Source organism: Synechococcus sp. BIOS-E4-1, assembly GCF_014279995.1.
GTDB lineage: Bacteria > Cyanobacteriota > Cyanobacteriia > PCC-6307 > Cyanobiaceae > Synechococcus_C.
Genome location: NZ_CP047935.1, coordinates 1,970,467 through 1,988,657, shown reverse-complemented (window position 1 = coordinate 1,988,657; position 18,191 = coordinate 1,970,467). Strand labels below are relative to the sequence as shown.

The window sequence follows — 18,191 nt, the reverse complement described above, 5'->3', positions numbered from 1 at the left end:
AAAAAGCCCTGTCAATGCAGGGGCTTCATGTTTGTTATGGTTAGTAGTGAAACATTATCCACCACAACCTGCTCCTTGATTACCCACTGAAACTCCGCCCGAAACACTTTCTAGCTCCTCTTCACTGAGCTGACTGAACTTATCAGCAGTGAATTCGTGTCCGTGTTCTTTGGCAATGCCCACAACATCTTCGCGGGAAGTTGCTGCTTTTAGTTTCTCCTGAAGGCTGGGGTCGCCTTTGACCTTGTCGAGGAATGCTTTGAGTTGTTCTAGGGACATGAGTATCGGTATATTTTACTAAACATAGCAACGGTCTGCTGCAGTGTCTTTGGCTAATACTTACAGCGCTCAATCGTGCCAGGTATTGGAGACTGATTGATGGTGGGTATCGGGTGATTGAAGGAATAAAAAGCCCTTGGCGTTGCAGGAGTTTTGATGAGTACGAATATCTAATAGATTGCTGTTATTAGATCATACAACCTCCACGTACAGGTGCCGTAGTTTTGGGTTTTGCTCCGCTTATAAGCCTGCACCAAAAACCATGAGTGAATCCTCCACCAGCTGCGCCTTCCAGCTCCTCGTCAGAAATCTCTGATTGAGCGCTCTTCAAGTCATCAGCAGAGATACTAAAACCTGCTTCCTTGGCAATGGCAGCAACAGCATTGGTATCAGCCGCTGCTTTGAGCTTCTCCTGAAGGCTGGTGTTGCCTTTGGCGTTAGCCAGAAAAGCTGTAAGTTGATCTTGAGTCATGGTTCTAAGGAGTGAATGATTGGAGGTGTTGCCCCCTCGACTCCTTCAAGATCACAGCCCTACTGGTGAACCCCACTACACAGCTCTGGTGCAGCACCCAAGAAGTTCTGGTGAGCTTCTGGTGAATAGCTTAGAATCAATTCACCACTAAGTTCGGTAATGTTTCTACCCACCTGATTACTGCTCAACTGCGCTCAATCTTGCCAGGTATTGGAGGCTAATTTGTGGAATTAGTCAGGCTATTGAAGAAATTAAAGCCCCAGCAGCAACAGAGGCTTTAAAGAGTAGGCTACAAATGGACGGAAGGTTAGACAACATTTATGGGATAACACCATAATTCAAAGTCATCACGCATAGCTTATATCTACACAAGGAGCTCCTCCAGCAACGCCTTCCAACTCGTCTTCAGAAAGCTCTGAGGCCTTTTTGAGGTCGTCAGCAGAGATACTAAATCCAGCATCTTTCGCAATCGCAAGAACTGCATCAGAATCAGCAGCGGCTTTGAGCTTTTCCTGAAGGCTGTCTTCGGCTTTGACTTGTGCAAGGAAGGCTTTGAGTTGCTCTTCTGACATAGGTATCGGGAGTCTTTAACGGTTATAGCAACGGTCTTCTGCAGTGTCTTTGACTAATAATTACTGTGCTCAATCGTGCCAGGCATTGAAGACTGATTTGTGGGATTTTGGGGTGATTGAAGAAATAAAAAACCTCTGCTGCGGCAGGGGCTCTTATGAGTAAACTCCGCAACCTTCCCCTCTACTCACAGCCTGGAGCACAACCAGCCCCATCAGCACCGGCCACTTATCTCATCAGTGTAATATTTCCCCCCAGCAGCTCCTTCTAGCTCATCATCTGAAACTGAAGTCCGAACGACATCAGCGGAAATACTAAACCCAGCCTCTTCCGCAATCGCAAGAGCTGCGTCAACATCAGCAGCTGCTTTGAGCTTCTCCTGAAGGCTGGTGTCCGCTTTGACTTTTTCTAGGAAAGCTTTGAGTTGTTCTTCTGACATGGGTGTCTGAAGTCTTTTATCGATTATAGCAACGGTCTGCTGCAGTATCTTTGGCTAATACTTACTGCGCTAATCGTGCCAGGTATTGGAGGGTGCTTTATGGGATTAGCTAGTCTATTGAAGCAATCAAGACTCTCTGTGGTGGCAGGGGCTTGATGAGTTGACTAATCCACATTAGTTCCCCAAATTAATACAATACAGTTTCCAGTATCGCTTGCATTAACATTCAACAATGCCTTGCTATCGTTAATCCAAGCAGTGCTCCCAACAACGTCCCCCCAGCCACGCCTTCCAGCTCCTCTTCGCTGAGCTGGCTGATCTTATCAGCAGTGAATTCATGACCATGTTCTTTAGCGATACCTACAACATCTTCAGTTGACTTTGCTGCTTGTAGCTTCTCCTGAAGGCTGGAATCAGCTTTGACCTTGATGAGGAATGCCTTGAGTTGTTCTTGGGACATGGGTGATTGGCCAGTACAGAAGCCTTAGCTACGGCCAGCAGCAGCGTCAGCCGTACTCCGGGCACCTGCCGGCTCATTGGCTTCCAAGTTTTTGACAGTTCTTGAGCAGTTTTCTGCCTTGAGCGGTAGTGACTCCTTTCCAGTAGCTCTCTAGTGCAGTCATTGGCTTTTTCCCTGTCAGTAAATAAGTTCTACGTGTGTTTCACAAAGCGAAGAAGTCGAAATAGTCGCACTGAGAGGTTCGGTTTCAGGAACTTTCCAGACCAGATTCCACGGGAGCACATTGACGGGCTTGACCGGCGCCCAACGCTTTTAGGCGCTAGTACTAGCGTTCTGGTTTTGTGGACATGCCTCTTCGCCGTTGGGCCCATGATTTGCCCGAGCCACAAGGGCCGTTCTACACGGATTTGCCTTCAGGGTTGAGGGACTCCTTGCTGGGAGGTGATGCCTGGAAAGAATCGAGTCCATCATTTTCACCTTTCGCGTTATTGATGCCTGTGCGGCTGTCTGTGACCCTTAGAACCCGAACCTTGCTCAGATCACAGCTATAGGATCCGGAGTGAGGTGGGTCAACTCTGATTTCGTATCCCACATGCTCCCTCCTTGCGGTCAGAACGATTAGATTCTCGTTTTCTATCGTTAACGCAATGATTCCAGAGCCCTACGAACTTTTCGATATTGACAAAGGCTCAGACAAGTTATTCCTTATCGGGAGTACTTGGATTGTTCTTTTTTTGTTTCTTCTGTAAGACACATCTGATTTTCTGCTGAGCCGACTAGCCGACTTGCAGTTAATCCATTCAAAAATGTTCCGCTTCGTGCCAGTTTTTCAGCTCATGCGGGTGTCGTTGATCTCACGACTTTTGGGCAGTAGCCCTTTTGATTTCCGCATTGCAGGCACATCCGTGTGTTTTGGAGATTTTTTTGATTGCACTTCAGCTCTGCTCTTGCCGTCACTTGCAGCCCGTTAGTAACGCATGCATATCCCTTAGTCACTGCTCCTGACTCTCCAAGACGTCATTCAGAAGGGTCCTTACCCATGTCTTCCTGGCTGTATTGATGATTCCAGTCATAGTTGATCTGTGCACCACTTGACGGCAATGCAGAGAAGCACCGCAACTCGGTTTATTCACTGATCGAGGCTGATGGCTGCTGCTTTGCCTCCAGCACAAACCTATTTGCACATCACCGCTTAGTAGTGGTGGTTATCGCTTGAGGAATTTTTATTGACCGCGTTAGGGCCGGTTGCTCTTCTTTCAATTTGCTATTCGAGTGATGAATGGAAAATACATATGTACCATCTGCTGAATCCACGATTCATGTTTGCCGTGCTTCAGGATCTACCTGATGGTTAACGTTAGTCGGTAGCTTTTGATATGTCGGGATTTTGTCGAAAAATTGGTTATTTTGATTTTGTACCACTCCAGGAGTTTTCTGAGAATGAAGCCAATCAAGGTTCTGACAATCCTACCGTTGACATTGCTTGCAGTTGCTTGCGAAATGGGTGCAGACGTTCCAGGTGAATCAGATAAAAAGATTAAAGAAATTTGTGCTCAATATAAAACCGAGCAAATCACTAAAGATGAAGCGCTTGATCGTTTGGGATTAAAAGACGAAGAGCAGGCTAATACTGTTGATGGCTCTATCGATACAGATGAGCTGATTTATGATATTTGTGATCCTTCGGCAGCAAAAGATCGGGGTGATGTTGAAGATGGCATCTGAGTGAAACTTCTGCCTGAGTCTTGTTCGACCGAGCGCAAATGCCGAAATTACTTTCGGCATTTTTCTTTTGTCCATAGCCCAAGGAATCCCCAAAACAGCTTCTGCAGAGTCCTATCGCAGTGCTGCATAGGTCGATATGGGCGTCAGCGTTTGGCTGTTTGTCAAAACCCGGCTGGAGCTCACAGCAATCAGCAAAGAATGCCTTCAAATAATTTTCGCTTTGACCTTTTGTTTCGCTCCATTGTGCATACAAGCCAAAGACATTGGATGGACTAGCTAAAAGTGCTGGTCCCAGTGAGCTGGCTGCAGCCAACGTATGAATTGCTTTTGCTCTGATGCTTCTATTACGGTTAGATCTTGAGTTTTTTATTTCACAATTATCACTTGGAGTTCTGCAGAGGAACGCCACTCTCAAACCATGATGTGACCCTTCATTTCATGGGGTTTGCATGCAGCAACAGTTGCCTTGAACATGTTTCATGCCTTCCAAATGCTTTCTAATTGTCCTGCCGGTATAACGTTTTCGCGAAACTGCTAGCAAGTTGTCAATCATCAAAGTCTGCTCCAAGCACTTTTAAATACAATACCCCCTCAGTGACATGGTTTTGAAACAGAGAGTCATGGATTCACAGCCGCGGTAAATTAGCGCCTACGGGAGGTGTAAATATAATAGTTGAACCTTAAGAGTACGGCTGGTGTCATAGTCGCGAGCCAAGGCATTTATTTATCGGTTCAAAGCCAGCAGCTATCTCTTGCATTTCCCATCTGATAGCATTGAGTGAGCCTTATTAAGTCATCAACATATATCATAAATGCAACCTCTTGCGCAATCACAAGAACTGTATTTGGATCTGCTGTCGCTTTGAGCTCCTCTTGTGATTCTGCATTTGATTTGATTTCTCCCTAGAAAGCTATGCGTTGTTCATTGGTCGTGTCTAAAAGCAGACTCTGCCTATTATGCTCTGGACGCTTCTAAGCATCTTTGCCTGGTTATCGCTGTGCTCGAAAACGCTTGATCTTGAGCTCTGGTTTGTTGGTTATTAAATCAACAGTTTCCAAATTAGATCTTGGAAATATTGTCTATTTTTCAAAACAGAATTGTCAGCCGGAATTAGTGTATCTAAGTATTTGGCTGTCATCTATGCAGGTTGTTGCGATTTGGCATCCAGTGCATATGTTTGCTCCTCCTGAAACACTCTCTAATTCGCCATCTGTGAGTTCATTGATATGCATAGAGGTAAAGATGTGGCCATTTTCTGCAGCGATAAGTGTTATTTCGTCGGCGGACTCAGCAGCTTTTACCCTCTCAAAGAGACTGGCATCGTTCCTGACTTTTGCTAAAAATCCCCTAAGTTGATCTAGGGTCATGACCGTCAAGTATGTATGAGAGTTTTAGCAGTGGTGTGCGTCATTGTCTGTGGCCAATGATTGCTGCATTTCATCTTTCGGGCATCCTATGCCGTTTTAATCAAAAACGGAGGTCCTTGCAGCCATAAAAACCTACGCCTACGATGAGGTTTTGAGTGTTTATCTATTTTAGCTTGGTGGGGTCTTTGTATGTCCAAGTTCAGTGATGTTTGCCCTAGCTACACTTTCCAATTCTTCATCTGACAATTCTAGTTGAGCTTTCTTCAATTCGTCAGCGGAGATAATAAATCCAGCCTCTTTTGCGATCGCATCAACAACATCAATAACAGCAGCAGCTTTGATCTTCTTCTGAAGGATGGTGTCGCTTTGTACTCTCTCACGAATGAGTTGAGTTGCTTTTCTGATATGGGTGATTGGTAAGCATAGAAGACTTAGCCATGACCAGCAGAACGTCACCGGTACTCAGGGCACCTTCCTGTACGGACCTGCCAGGCGGTCTTGGCCAGACTTTCTCAACCGTGACTTGTGCAGGTGCACTAGCCAGGAAAGAGTGTCGGTCGATCATGGCTTCTAGGACCCCTAGGTCCCCTTAGAGCAGCTGATCTTCCGAAGTCAGGCCCTTATCGGCAATGATGGTGGTCGTGCGCCAGGATTATCTGAGCGCTGAAAGGGTCGACAAGCACAGGTAGATAGGCCAGGTCATCCACTGCGGGGGAGCAGTACGTGGCCCAAAGCCCCCAATCCTCTTGAAGATCGCTGATGTTGATTCAGTTGTGATTTGCAGGGTTAGCGATGGCCTGGTGACGCATACCCTTCCATCGATCTGATGAGACTGTGAGCAACATCACAGATTTACTTGAGATTGAGCATTGAGTTAGACGCTGAATTCATCGATGGTGACATCAACCGCCACTTGTCCCATGAACCGCGCAGAGAACTTGTTCGCTCTTAAGGTGATTCATTGCTCCATGAATACGGTCAATTCTGAATCTCAAACCATGAAAAACCTACGGCGAGCAGCTTATCTACATGTCATCGTCAATGCTGTTCTGAACGAGCAGGTGAGCAGCCTTCCGCAAACGTCTGAGATCTACAGCTGATCGGTATTAATGCATCGCTGAAAACCCCGCACTTAACGGGGCGTGATCAGTGTGAGTTTTTTGTCGGGAGATCGATGGCGACACTCAACGCCCCCTGCTTTTCCCTTTCGGGTCTTGTATAGCTCTCAGCCTCGCTTTCATGGCTTCAGGCTTCCCGACAGAAATTTCAAATCAGAAGCTGATCTGGATTCCGAATCCAGGATGGCGATGGTTGTATCCGTAGGCAGGAATCACTCTCGGGTAGCCATAGACCTCGCGGTTGTAAACCCTGTGAGCATGCCGCCAATCACGATCATATGCTCTCTGGTAATGATTAAATTCGCGAACATCATGGCGGAATTCACGATGAATTCTTCTTAGTTCATGATGTCTATGATGATGGTGGTGGTGATGCTCTTTTGCGTCAGCAGCTGGTGGAGCAATAAACATTGAAGCGCCGATAACAGAAGCGGCAGCGATGGAAGAGACGAGTTTCATTGGTTTGGTGTGAGGGCAGGAGGTCATCCCTCCGATGTCTTCAGCATCGCTGAACTGAACTAAATCCACATCACCCGAAAGGGTCTCTTTAGGCCCTATGTCTTCCCCATTCAGGTCTTCAGCGCGTCCAGGGGCACTGGCTGGCGTATTTCCAAGAGATTTCTGCATGGCGACTGGTGACCATTGCCTGCTGGACGTTGATTCCGTCGATGAACAGCGACCCGACAGTTCGGCCATAACGGTCGGTTGAGATGCGGCGAAGGCTGACGGACTTGTCACAACCATGCCCTTCAGATGATCACGGGCAGCTCTGGCACGCTTCGGCTTAGCCCGCTTGCCTTGTAGCTCCGGGGTGTCGATGCAGGCCAGCCTGATCCGTTCACCGACAGAAGTCCGGCAGGTATCGCCGTCGTAGCAGCTGCTTATGGTGACGGTTTCTATGGTCCCAACAGGCTGTGTCTGGCCAAGCATCAACAGCAGTGCAAATGAAATGATCACGGCAGTGTGAAATCGAGTCTCTCTGTAAGTGATGGTTCAGGGGCCGGAGCTTTCCATGGTCAGCTCACCAAGATTGAACGACAGCTGCAGCTGACGCGGGGCGTTCACCGTCAGTCCACGGGACACCACCAGCAAAGCTGCATTCTGTGTGACCCTGATCTTGCTCTGCTCAAAATCAACCTTCAAGGCTTGGACTTCGCCAGCCTGGTCTCTACTCAACTACGCTCAATTGTGCAAGGGATTGGAGGCTAATTTATGGAATTTTAGAGGTGGTTGAGGCCATGATAGACCCTGTAAATGCAAAGTTTTTGATTGTGTAATCTAATCTTTGTACGCTGAGACTAAGTGAATTGGAATCAGCCGCAACTTGCTTGAGCAAAGTAGATTACCGTATGACAAGCTGGGTTTTTGCCTCCAGCCAAGCTTTCCAGTTCCTCTTATGAAATCGTAAACCCCACGTCTTTAGCAATTGCAACTATTTAATCAGAATCTGCTGAAGCTTTGAGCTTCTATTGAAGTCTGGTGTCACCTAGTACCTTCTCCAGGAAAGCCTTGAGTTGCTCTTCTGGCATAGCTAGCGGGTCTGCTCACTCGTCGTAGCAACGATCTGCAGGGCCGTATTGTATCCGGAAGGATGGCAATAAAAAACCCGCACTTGGCGGGGTTGGCTGAATGACCTGGATCGGCTCAAGCAGTTTTTTGCTGAAACTCATCCTTAAGGTAATCAACAATTGGCTTGAAAATGTCGTCCACAATTTGTTCGAAAGGCTGATGCCCACAGCCACCTTGGGCTGCTTTGAGTTGATCGTCAGTCAGTTCAATGATTTGGGCTTGGATGTTGAGTTCAGTCATGGTTTTGAAGTGAATGAGTTGAGTGTTTGAGTTGTGTTGGCGGTTTTGCCACCTCGACTCCTTCAATATCACAGCTCTTCTGGTGAACCCCACTGCACTGCTCTGGTGCTGAACCCACGAAGTTCTGGTGAGACTCTGGTGAATGACTCAGAATCAATTAACCACTAAGTTTGGCAACGCTTCCACCCGCCTGATTACTGCTCAACTGCGCTCAATCGTGCCAGGCATCGGAGGCTGATTTGTTGGTTTATTGGCGAGATTTAAGCAATAAAAACCTCTGCTAATGCAGGGCTTTGAGTGTGTAAGCTCTATCAGTGATCCCTTAAAAAATGGATCCTCGGAGATCTGGGATCAAATAACAAGCAACCAAAAGCAGTCTGCCCCACCAAGCTGACTTGAAGCTACCTATGAGGTACCAGCACCTCCCAACACACACTGACTTGAACCAACACAGCACCCCGCCGCATAGCTCCCACTCCCCCCAGCCACGCCCTCTAGCTCCTCTTTACTGAGATTAGTGAACTTGTCAGCGGTGAATTCATGACCAAGTTCTTTAGCAATGCCTACAACATCTTCAGGTGACTTCGCTGCTTTGAGTTTCTCCTGAAGGCTGGTGTCGCCTTTGACTTTGGCGAGGAATGCCTTGAGTTGTTCTTCGGACATGGCTATCAGGACTGTTAAGCAGTCATAGCAGCCATTTCCTGAAGCGTCTTTGTCTATCGATTAATACGCCTAATCATGGCAGGTATTTAAGGCTTATTTATGGGATTCGTCTGGCTATTGAAGCAATAAAAAGCCCCTATCAGTGCAGGGGCTTTGGTGGATAATGAGTACAACTCTTCTTACTGTGTCAAGCAGGGACCTCGACAGGTGCATGCTACCGGGCCACATTCCGCAGTCTTCCCAGTCATATAATACCCGGCCCCTCCAGCCATACCTTCGAGTTCTTCTTCTGACATAGATTGAGAGCTCTTCAAATCGTCAACAGAAATACTAAAACCAGCCTCTTTGGTAATCGCAACAACAGCATCGGCATCAGCCGCTGCTTTGAGCTTCTCCTGAAGGCTGGTGTCTGCTTTGACCTTCTCAAGGAAGGCTTTGAGTTGTTCTTCTGACATGAGTAGCAGGTCTGTTCAGCAGTCATAGCATCCATTTCCTGAAGCGTCTTTGTTTATCGATTAACACGCCCAATCGTGCCAGGTATTCAAGGCTTATTTATCTTTTTTTTGGGAGGAAGTGATAAAAAATCAAGGGCATATTATTCCGGTACACACTATGTCTGAAATTCCTTTGCAGGCTATATCATTTATGGTTGCCACTTCTGGACAGGTATATTTAATATCTGTAAATTGTTCGCCACCAGCTGCAATCTCTAACTCTTTATCGGAAATTTCTAAGGGCCCAAAAACACGCTTTAGATTGTCAGCAGAAAATTCAAATCCAGCATCTTTCGCAATCGCCACAACGCCATCAGCATCGGAAGCTGCTTTTAGCTTCAATTGCAGACTGGTGTCGCCTTTGACCTTTTCTAGAAAGGCTTTGAGTTGTTCTTCTGACATGGCTATCGGGAGTCTTTAACGGTTATAGCAATAATGTCTTGAAGTGTCTTTGATTAATACTTACTGCGCTCAATCGTGCCAGGTATTGGAGGCTGATTGATGGGATTACCCAAGCTATTGAAGTAATAAAAAGCCCCTGTTAATGTAAGAGCTCCGAGAGCGTAAGCTTTGAAGATTTAACATTCAGCCAAGATTGAAAGTGCCTGCTATACAGCGTTTAGGATTACCAATTATAGCCGCAAGGAATAGTAGTATCTTTAGGCACGGCCCCACCAGCCAAACCCTCTAGCTCCTCTTCTCTGAGTTCAGCTATGAGCTCAGTGACTTTATCAGCAGTGAACTCGTGACCGTGATCTTTAGCGACGCCCACGACCTCCTCGGGTGACTTTGCTGCCTTTAGTTTGTCCTGAATGGACTTGTCGACATCGGCCTTAGCAATGAAGGCTTTGAGTTGCTCTTCTGACATGGGTATCGGGAGTCTTGAACGGTTATAGCAACGATTTACTAAAGGGCCTTTAGCTAACAATTGGTTCGATCAATTGCACCAAGTAATGAATTTTTTTTCAATAGCTTATCAGGCAAATTCAGGAGTTTTAAGCTCGTGCAACTGTAGTGATTTAGAGGTAGCTGGCCAAACAATCTCTATATACTTGGCTGCAAATAATGTCGCAAATATTTTTATGCTATATCGTTGAAGTTGCCTACAGCCAAATTCGGCACCCATGCCGGTGCCTCCACCAGACACGCCTTCCAGCTCCTCTTGACTGAGCTCTTCGATCTTATCAGCAGTGAATTCATGACCATGTTCTTTTGCAATTCCTACGACATCGTCAGGTGACTTAGCTGCTTTTAGTTTCTTCTGAAGATTGGAATCATCTTTGACCTTGGCGAGAAATGCCTTCAGTTGTTCTAGGGACATGGGTGACTGGCCAGTACAGAAAACTTAGCCATTGCCAGCAGCAGCGTAATCCGTACTCCGGGCACCATCCGGCCTGAGATGGATCGAACTATCGGTCTTAAATTATCAGGAAGCTTCAGTCACAGTCCATCCACAGCGTTGAAGCTCTCTCCAAAGAGCAACGGCATCCTCATAACGCATGTTCCGGCGTGTCTTCAGAAGAGGAGGATGACTTGCTGGCATTTCTTTGATGTGGTCAACGATCACGAAGACGTCATTTGTTGAACCACTGGGGCTTGGATCAGAAAGGAAGCTGACCGTCTGGCACTTATTCGCAATGGTCAGCAAGTCTTCCATTTGACGCGATCTCGACAAACAAAGGCTACAACTGCTTGTATGTATCGGGTGACACGTAGTCACTAAAGGAGAGCCCTTGGATCGCCAGGCAGGCTCTGCTGCGGTCTATCCGTATTTCGGGCGTAGGCCGGCCTGGTCTTGGCAGGGAGTCGGAGTTGATTGCAGCGGCTGAACGAGTATTGGCCGGAGTTGCTAGTTAATTGCAGGCTTGATTGTTAATTAAGCCCTGACTATTTCTGCTCAACTGCGCTCAATTGTGCCAGGTATTGAAGGCTGATTTATGGGCTTAGCCAGACTATTGACACAATAAAAATTTCCTGTCAATGCAGGGGATTAGAGGGCGTAGTCTACGAGAGCTCTCATATGGGGAGTCCACTTAATCTTTCGCTTTATCTTTTATCCCCCTCCCCTTGCAACACAACAATAGTCATGGTACTACACTCATTAGTATTATCGTAACATCCACCGCCAGCTGTGCCTTCAAGCTCTTCTTCACTGAGCTGGTTGATCTTATCAGCAGTGAATTCATAACCTTGTTCTTTAGCAATGCCCACAACGCCTTCAGGTGACTTAGCTGCTTTAAGTTTCTCCTGAAGATTGGAATCGTCTTTGACTTTGGCGAGGAATGCCTTGAGTTGTTCTAGGGACATCGGTGACTGGCCAGTACAGAAAACTTAGCCATGGCCAGCAGCAGCGTCATCCGTACTCCGGGCACCATCAGGCTTGGTCTTGCCAAAAAAACTTGGGGCAGACCTGCTGTTTTGTGGCTATTACTTATCCTCATAGTGAGAGTGTGTCAGTCGACCACGGGATCTACAACCAACAGGACCCCTCAGAACAGCCGATCTTCCTGAGCGTGGTTCCAGGCATGACGGTGATCGTGCTCCACGACCTTCTGACCGGAGAGAAGGCCGACAAGGATTGGTGGATGGGGCAGGTGATCCACTGCGGTGGTGCTGCCCGTGATCCCTCCATGCACAACCTCTTTCAGTTCGCCGATGTGGATTCAGGCGTGATCCGCTTGGTCAACGCTGATATGGTGACCCACATCCTTCCCGGTACCGACTAAGGCCAAACTGATGGGATGAAACGACTCCTATTGGCTCTGCCGTTGATCCTGGTTGCCTCCCCTGCTAAGGCCGAAAGGTGGGTCACAGCTGCATCAATTTCATATGATCTTGATAAAAAGCCGATTAATATTGTGGATTATCAGATTGATATCAACAGCATTCGCATCGACGGAAGATTCACGTCTGCGCGAGCTACGTGGAATTACAGAGACGATCCACACAAAATTATTGCAGAATTCTCCAAAGAGCGCTTAATGATTGTAGATAAAAAGTAAATACTTTTCCGTATTGGATGATCCGAAAAGGTGAAGATTGGTATTTTGATGTAGAGAAAAAAGGAGATTGGCCCGCATTTCAGCCACCCAACGAGGTTCCCGGCAAATTCGTATATCGTGAATGGTATTAAGGGGCTTTTGATCTCCTTTGCGGATGAACGGCTCCAGGCGTGATCCGCTGGGTCTACGTTGATCTGGTGACGCACATCCTGCCGAGCGCTCCAGGGCAATAAAAAATCGCACTTGGCGGGGAATGGGTGGCGTGAGGTTGTTTTTCCGTCAGGAGGTCATCCCTCCGACGGCCAAGCGATAAAGAACTGCTAGAAGAAAGGAAGCATTGATATTTGAAATGACCCGAAGACTCGTGAAATTATTACTATCAACATCTTTTGTAATTGCAGCTATTAGTCAATTCGCCAAAGTTTCTGCAAACGACGTGCAAATTGGAGGCAAGCCACGTGAAGAGTACGGCTATTTTGAAGTCGATCAACCTGAGAAATACGTGTTTAGCTATGCAAGAGTCGTGGGAAGTAAAACAGCGTTTGGAGTCGGAGTCACCACTCCCACGCAAACCATGGCTGACAATGGTCTACTCGTGCCAACGGCACTTTTTGTTGACTGCAAAAATTTGCGTGCAAGCTTTAATTTAATGCAGGAACTGCCCGATGAAAATGCAGAAAAATGGTCGATGGAGACTATGACTTACCAAGCAACATTTTTCTGGCAAATTCATAAGAAGTTTCTCAAGCATTCATATTGGTGATCTCTGTATTCATCGTCGCTGGGTGATCTCTAGCCGCCTTGACCCGTTCCGGCTGAGCCCGCCTCAGTTGCCGCTCGGGAGTGTCGATGCAGGCCGGTCTGATCCGCTCACAGCCAGTGGTTCTGTAGGTGTCGCCGTCGTAGTAGCTGCGGATGGTGACGGTCTCCAGGGTCGCAGCAGGAAGCCCAAGCATCAACAGCAGGGCAGCTGAGCCGATCGCGCGGCAGTGTTGAATCTCATCACTCCGATGATGCTGATCAGGCGAGCGCCATCTTTACGGCCAGCTCGTCGAACTTGAAAGAGAGATGCAGCTGGTGCATCCCGATCACCTGCAAGGCACGGGCGACACCGCCAGCAAGGTTCTGCTCCATGCGATCCCTGGCCTCAGGAGTCAGCTCATGCTTCTGCAGGCAGTGGATGTGAGTCGCGATCTCGTCGTTCATCGCAGTGGCGGCCTCCAGCAGAACGTCGAGAGTCAGCAGCATCCGAGCCAGGCAATCGATCCTCATTCACTCGCCAAAGCGGTTGCTGCAGGTATCAAATCAAGCTGCGTTTTGCATCGCCAACGCGACTGCGGCGATGTCGGCCTGATCCAACCAGCGGTGATATTCCCGATGGTGCACGGCGATGTCGTGGCCCATGCACTTCGCAGCGATGGATGTCGACGGCACCTTGCTGATGCTGCGGATTGCTCAGGCATGCCTGAAGCAGTAGAGCTGCATCCCGGGGAATCGCCGTTTTAGCCAACCCTGCCAACGATCACAAAGGAGCTTGGCGTGTTTGCTGTCGTATTTCGCCGGAGCTGTCACATCCCACGGCAACACCCGTTCAGGTTCGGAGAGATCACAGACTGGCAGCGCCAGGGCAGTGCGCCAGGTGGGGAGTTTCACCTCCCTTTTAATGGTGAGGCACTGCGCGGTGCCGTCATCAGAAGTGCGCATTGAAAAGCATTCAGACGGTCTGCAGCCGAACGTGGCAAGCGTTCACGTTGCCCAGCCCCAAGTTGGATCGTCAATCGTGGCCTCAACAACCTGCTTAATCTCCGCATCGCTTGGAATCTCGCGAGCTTCTGGTTCGTAAGGCGTTTTCAGATCATCGAGTCGGTCTGTGCCCTCAACGCGCATGAGCTTGGCCAGCCGTTTCGACACTTTCAGAAATTCGAGGTGGGTTCGGCTGCCGGGCTCCTGCTGCTCACCGACACCCACAAGCAGATCCATGGTGAGCGTTGCTTGCTGCGGCAGCCGATCTGTCTCTGCTTTCAACCGTTCCCAGGTGCGCTCAGCTGCAGTGGTTCTGGTCTTGCCTTTCCAAAAATCAACCTCGAAGGCTTTGACCCCCTTGGCCACGGTGAAGGCGTGTTTCTTGGCTACAGGAGCAACTTTCGGTGCGTTCCATGGCAGCTGATCGGGCAGAACCCCCCTCCAGCTGGATCAATGCAGATAATTCGGCAATTCTTGTTTCCGCCAGGGTCAGGGTTGAAGGCTGCGTCCGCAGCCGCAGGGGAATTTTGCGAGTTCTTCCTTGACCTTCTGAATCTGCAACGCAGACCCGCCAGTAGAAGGACCCCCTCGCCTCATACAGGCTGCCCTTGATCCCACGCGCCATAAGGCTGGCTGCAGTGGCATTCAGGCCCAGGGGCATTTTGTTGGCACTTTGTGCCTCTTTTTGGCGTAATTCCAGGCAGTGTTGCTGCACCTGAAGCTTCGCTGCAGACCTTCTGAAAGCCATCTCAAACACTAAAAAACCCAGTCAGTGACTGGGTTTCTGGAACGGAGAGGGTCGGATTCGAACCGACGGTGAACTTGCGCCCACGCTGGTTTTCAAGACCAAGCTGTGCCTCCCTGCTTGCAAGGACTTTGGGCATATGTGTGACAGTCTGCGACACATTTTCGACATATTTGCCCGGCACTGGTCTTTCGAGCCAGAGCCAACTCAATTAATGAGGTTTACTGTTTCTAAAAATCAGTAGAAGCACTTTTCTACACCTCAATTAGTTAACTTGACGGTGCCCTTTTGAAAATGGTGAAAATAGAGGTAAACCATGTTCAATAAAGGTGAAAACAATTTAGTCAAATAATCTATATAAAATGATAAGGGTATTCTTCATTTCTATTTTGAAATGAAATTATAGTTTTATTATTGATAATCCCATCTTTGATGTCTGTAGCATTTAGCAATGTCTTATTTTTAGATTTATTTTCTTTGCCTATAATGATATTAGGTAAGTAATCACTGAGTGCTTGAGATATTGTCATAGTAGCAGTATCCCAGAGGTAACTTGGGGTATGATCTACCCCATAGTAATCTATATTATCTACTTTAAATATAGGATCTTTAAATGTAGTTGGTTTTGAAAAAGAAAATCCCATGTCTTGATCACAACTAACATCAATAATCAAACTTCCTGATTTCATTTTTAAATGGTCTTTTTCTTTTATGAACATTATTGGATTATCAGGGTCTTGTAATATCCCGTTAATAACCATATCAGACTTATAAATCAAATTAGCAAACCTTTTACTGCTTATAATATCTTTTGGCATAGTAACATATTTACACCCTGTAATTACATTCGATAATGTACCAATACTTCTGCGTGTACATATTGTTATATCTTTATAGCCTCTTGCTTGTAAGGCATGTATAGCTCCATGACTTACAGACCCAAAACCTATGACTAGTATTTTCTTTTGATCTCCATACAGACCATCAATTCCTTTTAATTGAAGTGCATGTAGAACGGCACAATAACCAGCTAATTCATTATTTTGATAAAAGACATGTTCATTTATTTTGTTATCTTTATTAAGAGAAAACATTGACTCAAAAGATATAATAGTTAATTTTTTATCAATAGCTATTTGAGTGATTTCTTTTTGTTGGACACAGTGAGACCAACCCAAAATTATTCCACCCTCTTTGATCTCTGTAAAGTCTTCTAAAACTGGTTTTAATAAAATTACGTTTCCTATATCTTTTAGTATATCTTTACGTGAAGCAGTGCCTGCAGTTAAGCTAGCAATTTTTTCATCAGATATCCCAAAATGTTCTCCATATCCAGTTTCAAAGACCATATTACTTCTAATGTCTTTAGGTATTTTTAGTAAATGTTTTGGATGAATTGGTAGTCTTTTTTCTGATTCTTTTCTAGAAGTTCCTATAACTCCAAACATTTGATTATTCATAATTTGTTAGATTCTACCGAGTTGTTTACACATTTTGTTTAAAATATCTCTCTAGTTTATCATATGAGGTTAAATTATCAATCCCTTTGTGAGGCTTAACAGTGTTATAAAAATTCAAAAATCTTCTAAGCTCAGTTCTTCTTTGCTCTTCAGATGAAAAAATAGTTTTGTCATGCCACATTTGCAAAATAGTACGAATTACTCTTGAGTTGCTTGACTGCCTGAGTCAGGTTGTGCAAACTCAGCAAGTTGAAACCGGCACGGTCTGAACCCTTCAGCAAGGTTTGGTGCTCCCCGGCCCTCACTGTTGCCCCATCGCTACGGGGACCGAAGAGGGATAAGTCACCGGCACATTGAAAGCTCGGACGCAAAATCACCCGCAACAGGTTCCAGAGGGATCCAGGCGGTTTTGCTCCATCAACAATGGAACATCAAACTCTTGAGGGGCGAATTGCTGCGCTTTCCGGCGAGGTTCAGGATCTCCGCGAAATTCTGAACAAAGCGATTCAGCACTTACCCGTGCCGGGAAATCGCCACACCACCAGCGCGAAGTTCGCGCAGGAGCTTGGCATCAGCAAACGATGCCTGATCCGGTGGTGCGAGACCGGGCAAATGGACCCGAGCTGCTTCGTGAAAAAGAAGCGTGGCACTCGGTTTCAGTACGTGTTCGACCGACAACGGGCGACTGTCTGCGCCGAGCAGATTCAGCGAGGTGAGCGCTGATGCAGCAACCCAACCTGAACGAGGTTGTCGAGACGTTGTGTGAGTTGGCCACATGGCCAGCCATCCATCGCAATGACAAGGCTCGGCAACACCTCCGCTATGCGGCCGGTCTTATCGACATGCCGCAGGACAACGATTGCCAGAAGAAAGCAGATGAGATTGCTTTCCTCAGACATCAAAACTCTGAGCTTGAGGTGTCATTTCGCTTTTACCTCAATCGATCAGAGCGCTTTGAAAAAGAGATTCAGGAGCTCCAGAAGGAGAACGTGCGACTGGCTGCTTCGGTTTCACAGCTGGAGCTAGCCAGCCTGTTATCTGGAGGTTTGGGGCGTTCCTCTGAACCCTTCGCAATCCTCGGCCTGGATGCAACCGCCAGGGCTTCAGAAGTACGGACTCGGCATCGAGAACTGATGCGAATTCACCACCCAGATCGAGGAGGTCGAACTGAGGTGATGGCACGAATCAACACCGCCAGAGACAAAGCATTGGAGATGGCCCGCTCATGAGGGAAAGAATCACTGCGGCCGATGTGGCCGCCACCGGCATCAGGTTCGAGCAGCTCAGGGCCAGCTACTTCGAGGGCCTCGGCATGGCAAACCATGCTGACGATGCCCGGGCAGCGGCTTCGCTCTGGCGCGAGCGTTATCGGGATGCCATCGATTTTCATTCAAGTGAAGATCTCAAGGTGCTGGATCGGGTGGAGCACCAGCTGGCTTGTCAGCAGGGAGATCAATTCCCATAAATAGCTGCCTAAGTAACTAGCAAGAGAGAAGATTGCAGTCACATTGATGTGCATTAATCTGAATTATCTTGCTAGTCTTTGTTCACTCGCTAGGAGTAATCAGTTTTGACAACCTCAACCAATTGCGCAAATTGCGCTGGAGGGTTGCAGCCATACGAGGAAAAACATCTGCCACCACTTGTCAGGCAGATCACTGTTCGTTGTGGCGCATCTGCTTACGCGAAGTTGCTCACCCGAGCGCTTTGCGAGCGTTGTTCAGAGGGCCGAATCATCCGCCTTTGGTTGTGGCGTGGCGCTCTCGCTGAGGGCATCAACCTCCACGAACCACTCTGAACACCAGGCATAAAAAACCGCCTCGGAAGACGAATTCCGAAGCGGC

Annotated in this window: 32 protein-coding genes; 8 read left to right on the top strand and 24 right to left on the bottom strand. The window is 47.4% G+C overall.

Features of this window, described 5'->3' with window-relative positions:
- Positions 1-54 precede the first annotated feature (54 nt).
- The 5 genes from SynBIOSE41_RS10835 to SynBIOSE41_RS10815 form a co-directional block, all read right to left on the bottom strand.
- Positions 55-279: a Nif11-like leader peptide family natural product precursor gene (locus SynBIOSE41_RS10835; protein WP_186537901.1), complete on the bottom strand. Its 225-nt coding sequence runs from the start codon at positions 277-279 to the stop codon at positions 55-57.
- Between the two features lie 187 nt (positions 280-466).
- The gene (locus tag SynBIOSE41_RS10830) at positions 467-751 is read right to left on the bottom strand and encodes a Nif11-like leader peptide family natural product precursor (RefSeq protein WP_186537900.1); all 285 of its coding nucleotides are present in this window, start codon (positions 749-751) and stop codon (positions 467-469) included.
- Between the two features lie 347 nt (positions 752-1,098).
- Positions 1,099-1,323, bottom strand: a complete 225-nt coding sequence (locus SynBIOSE41_RS10825) for a Nif11-like leader peptide family natural product precursor (protein WP_186537899.1) — start codon at positions 1,321-1,323, stop codon at positions 1,099-1,101.
- Positions 1,324-1,535: 212 nt separating this feature from the next.
- On the bottom strand, positions 1,536-1,760 hold the full coding sequence (locus tag SynBIOSE41_RS10820) for a Nif11-like leader peptide family RiPP precursor (RefSeq protein ID WP_186537898.1): 225 nt from the start codon (positions 1,758-1,760) through the stop codon (positions 1,536-1,538).
- A gap of 226 nt (positions 1,761-1,986) precedes the next feature.
- Positions 1,987-2,220, bottom strand: a complete 234-nt coding sequence (locus SynBIOSE41_RS10815) for a Nif11-like leader peptide family natural product precursor (protein ID WP_186537897.1) — start codon at positions 2,218-2,220, stop codon at positions 1,987-1,989.
- A gap of 1,473 nt (positions 2,221-3,693) precedes the next feature.
- On the opposite strand from SynBIOSE41_RS10815, the gene SynBIOSE41_RS10810 reads away from it, so the two are divergent.
- On the top strand, positions 3,694-3,945 hold the full coding sequence (locus SynBIOSE41_RS10810) for a hypothetical protein (RefSeq protein ID WP_222930534.1): 252 nt from the start codon (positions 3,694-3,696) through the stop codon (positions 3,943-3,945).
- A 1,101-nt stretch (positions 3,946-5,046) separates the two neighbouring features.
- Here SynBIOSE41_RS10810 and SynBIOSE41_RS10805 read toward each other — a convergent pair.
- Both SynBIOSE41_RS10805 and SynBIOSE41_RS10800 read right to left on the bottom strand, forming a co-directional pair.
- Positions 5,047-5,313 carry a Nif11-like leader peptide family RiPP precursor gene (locus SynBIOSE41_RS10805; protein ID WP_186537896.1) on the bottom strand — a complete coding sequence of 89 codons (267 nt, stop codon included), beginning with the start codon at positions 5,311-5,313 and terminating at the stop codon, positions 5,047-5,049.
- Positions 5,314-5,481: 168 nt separating this feature from the next.
- Positions 5,482-5,769, bottom strand: a complete 288-nt coding sequence (locus SynBIOSE41_RS10800; RefSeq protein ID WP_370594122.1) for a Nif11-like leader peptide family natural product precursor — start codon at positions 5,767-5,769, stop codon at positions 5,482-5,484.
- A 233-nt stretch (positions 5,770-6,002) separates the two neighbouring features.
- Here SynBIOSE41_RS10800 and SynBIOSE41_RS18400 point away from each other — a divergent pair, with 233 nt between their 5' ends.
- Positions 6,003-6,140 carry a DUF3104 domain-containing protein gene (locus SynBIOSE41_RS18400; RefSeq protein ID WP_186541111.1) on the top strand — a complete coding sequence of 46 codons (138 nt, stop codon included), beginning with the start codon at positions 6,003-6,005 and terminating at the stop codon, positions 6,138-6,140.
- 868 nt (positions 6,141-7,008) lie between these two features.
- Here SynBIOSE41_RS18400 and SynBIOSE41_RS18115 read toward each other — a convergent pair.
- The 10 genes from SynBIOSE41_RS18115 to SynBIOSE41_RS10740 form a co-directional block, all read right to left on the bottom strand.
- Positions 7,009-7,107 (bottom strand): hypothetical protein, encoded by a 99-nt coding sequence (locus SynBIOSE41_RS18115; protein ID WP_255476048.1) that lies wholly within the window; start codon positions 7,105-7,107, stop codon positions 7,009-7,011.
- A 317-nt stretch (positions 7,108-7,424) separates the two neighbouring features.
- A complete protein-coding gene (locus SynBIOSE41_RS10780; protein WP_186537894.1) occupies positions 7,425-7,574 on the bottom strand; it encodes a hypothetical protein in 150 nt (49 codons plus the stop codon).
- Between the two features lie 501 nt (positions 7,575-8,075).
- On the bottom strand, positions 8,076-8,240 hold the full coding sequence (locus SynBIOSE41_RS10775) for a hypothetical protein (protein WP_186537893.1): 165 nt from the start codon (positions 8,238-8,240) through the stop codon (positions 8,076-8,078).
- A 405-nt stretch (positions 8,241-8,645) separates the two neighbouring features.
- Entirely contained in the window at positions 8,646-8,903 is a 258-nt protein-coding gene (locus SynBIOSE41_RS10770) for a Nif11-like leader peptide family natural product precursor (protein WP_186537892.1), read from the bottom strand.
- 179 nt (positions 8,904-9,082) lie between these two features.
- Positions 9,083-9,358 carry a Nif11-like leader peptide family natural product precursor gene (locus tag SynBIOSE41_RS10765; RefSeq protein WP_186537891.1) on the bottom strand — a complete coding sequence of 92 codons (276 nt, stop codon included), beginning with the start codon at positions 9,356-9,358 and terminating at the stop codon, positions 9,083-9,085.
- 129 nt (positions 9,359-9,487) lie between these two features.
- On the bottom strand, positions 9,488-9,799 hold the full coding sequence (locus SynBIOSE41_RS10760; RefSeq protein ID WP_186537890.1) for a Nif11-like leader peptide family natural product precursor: 312 nt from the start codon (positions 9,797-9,799) through the stop codon (positions 9,488-9,490).
- A 223-nt stretch (positions 9,800-10,022) separates the two neighbouring features.
- Positions 10,023-10,265 carry a Nif11-like leader peptide family natural product precursor gene (locus SynBIOSE41_RS10755; RefSeq protein WP_186537889.1) on the bottom strand — a complete coding sequence of 81 codons (243 nt, stop codon included), beginning with the start codon at positions 10,263-10,265 and terminating at the stop codon, positions 10,023-10,025.
- Positions 10,266-10,373: 108 nt separating this feature from the next.
- On the bottom strand, positions 10,374-10,718 hold the full coding sequence (locus SynBIOSE41_RS18395) for a Nif11-like leader peptide family natural product precursor (protein WP_186537888.1): 345 nt from the start codon (positions 10,716-10,718) through the stop codon (positions 10,374-10,376).
- A 105-nt stretch (positions 10,719-10,823) separates the two neighbouring features.
- Positions 10,824-11,054, bottom strand: a complete 231-nt coding sequence (locus SynBIOSE41_RS18390; RefSeq protein WP_186537887.1) for a DUF1651 domain-containing protein — start codon at positions 11,052-11,054, stop codon at positions 10,824-10,826.
- A gap of 389 nt (positions 11,055-11,443) precedes the next feature.
- Entirely contained in the window at positions 11,444-11,704 is a 261-nt protein-coding gene (locus tag SynBIOSE41_RS10740; RefSeq protein ID WP_186537886.1) for a Nif11-like leader peptide family natural product precursor, read from the bottom strand.
- Positions 11,705-11,847: 143 nt separating this feature from the next.
- Between SynBIOSE41_RS10740 and SynBIOSE41_RS10735 the strand changes: the two genes are divergently transcribed.
- The 3 genes from SynBIOSE41_RS10735 (at position 11,848) to SynBIOSE41_RS10725 (ending at position 13,162) form a co-directional block, all read left to right on the top strand.
- Entirely contained in the window at positions 11,848-12,123 is a 276-nt protein-coding gene (locus SynBIOSE41_RS10735) for a DUF3104 domain-containing protein (RefSeq protein WP_186537885.1), read from the top strand.
- Between the two features lie 15 nt (positions 12,124-12,138).
- The gene (locus SynBIOSE41_RS10730) at positions 12,139-12,399 is read left to right on the top strand and encodes a hypothetical protein (protein ID WP_186537884.1); all 261 of its coding nucleotides are present in this window, start codon (positions 12,139-12,141) and stop codon (positions 12,397-12,399) included.
- 349 nt (positions 12,400-12,748) lie between these two features.
- Positions 12,749-13,162: a hypothetical protein gene (locus SynBIOSE41_RS10725; protein WP_186537883.1), complete on the top strand. Its 414-nt coding sequence runs from the start codon at positions 12,749-12,751 to the stop codon at positions 13,160-13,162.
- Here the strand turns inward: SynBIOSE41_RS10725 and SynBIOSE41_RS10720 are convergent.
- The 7 genes from SynBIOSE41_RS10720 to SynBIOSE41_RS18385 form a co-directional block, all read right to left on the bottom strand.
- A complete protein-coding gene (locus SynBIOSE41_RS10720; RefSeq protein ID WP_186537882.1) occupies positions 13,143-13,355 on the bottom strand; it encodes a hypothetical protein in 213 nt (70 codons plus the stop codon). The genes SynBIOSE41_RS10725 and SynBIOSE41_RS10720 overlap by 20 nt on opposite strands.
- Before the next feature lie 64 nt (positions 13,356-13,419).
- Positions 13,420-13,647 carry a hypothetical protein gene (locus SynBIOSE41_RS10715; RefSeq protein WP_186537881.1) on the bottom strand — a complete coding sequence of 76 codons (228 nt, stop codon included), beginning with the start codon at positions 13,645-13,647 and terminating at the stop codon, positions 13,420-13,422.
- Between the two features lie 57 nt (positions 13,648-13,704).
- Positions 13,705-13,833 (bottom strand): hypothetical protein, encoded by a 129-nt coding sequence (locus SynBIOSE41_RS18105; RefSeq protein ID WP_255475717.1) that lies wholly within the window; start codon positions 13,831-13,833, stop codon positions 13,705-13,707.
- Between the two features lie 21 nt (positions 13,834-13,854).
- Positions 13,855-14,103, bottom strand: coding sequence for a hypothetical protein (locus SynBIOSE41_RS10710; protein ID WP_186537880.1), 249 nt, complete (start codon positions 14,101-14,103; stop codon positions 13,855-13,857).
- Positions 14,104-14,145: 42 nt separating this feature from the next.
- On the bottom strand, positions 14,146-14,508 hold the full coding sequence (locus tag SynBIOSE41_RS10705) for a hypothetical protein (protein ID WP_186537879.1): 363 nt from the start codon (positions 14,506-14,508) through the stop codon (positions 14,146-14,148).
- Between the two features lie 732 nt (positions 14,509-15,240).
- On the bottom strand, positions 15,241-16,347 hold the full coding sequence (locus SynBIOSE41_RS10700) for a N(5)-(carboxyethyl)ornithine synthase (protein WP_186537878.1): 1,107 nt from the start codon (positions 16,345-16,347) through the stop codon (positions 15,241-15,243).
- 25 nt (positions 16,348-16,372) lie between these two features.
- A complete protein-coding gene (locus SynBIOSE41_RS18385; protein WP_370594236.1) occupies positions 16,373-16,546 on the bottom strand; it encodes an integrase core domain-containing protein in 174 nt (57 codons plus the stop codon).
- Between the two features lie 224 nt (positions 16,547-16,770).
- Between SynBIOSE41_RS18385 and SynBIOSE41_RS10690 the strand changes: the two genes are divergently transcribed.
- From SynBIOSE41_RS10690 to SynBIOSE41_RS10680, 3 genes are read left to right on the top strand one after another with little or no spacing between them, the layout of a single operon-like run.
- Positions 16,771-17,070, top strand: coding sequence for a hypothetical protein (locus SynBIOSE41_RS10690; RefSeq protein WP_186537876.1), 300 nt, complete (start codon positions 16,771-16,773; stop codon positions 17,068-17,070).
- The gene (locus tag SynBIOSE41_RS10685) at positions 17,070-17,576 is read left to right on the top strand and encodes a hypothetical protein (protein ID WP_186537875.1); all 507 of its coding nucleotides are present in this window, start codon (positions 17,070-17,072) and stop codon (positions 17,574-17,576) included. The genes SynBIOSE41_RS10690 and SynBIOSE41_RS10685 overlap by 1 nt, the downstream gene beginning before the upstream one ends.
- Entirely contained in the window at positions 17,573-17,812 is a 240-nt protein-coding gene (locus SynBIOSE41_RS10680) for a hypothetical protein (RefSeq protein WP_186537874.1), read from the top strand. Before SynBIOSE41_RS10685 ends, SynBIOSE41_RS10680 begins: the two co-directional genes overlap by 4 nt.
- Positions 17,813-18,191 lie beyond the last annotated feature (379 nt).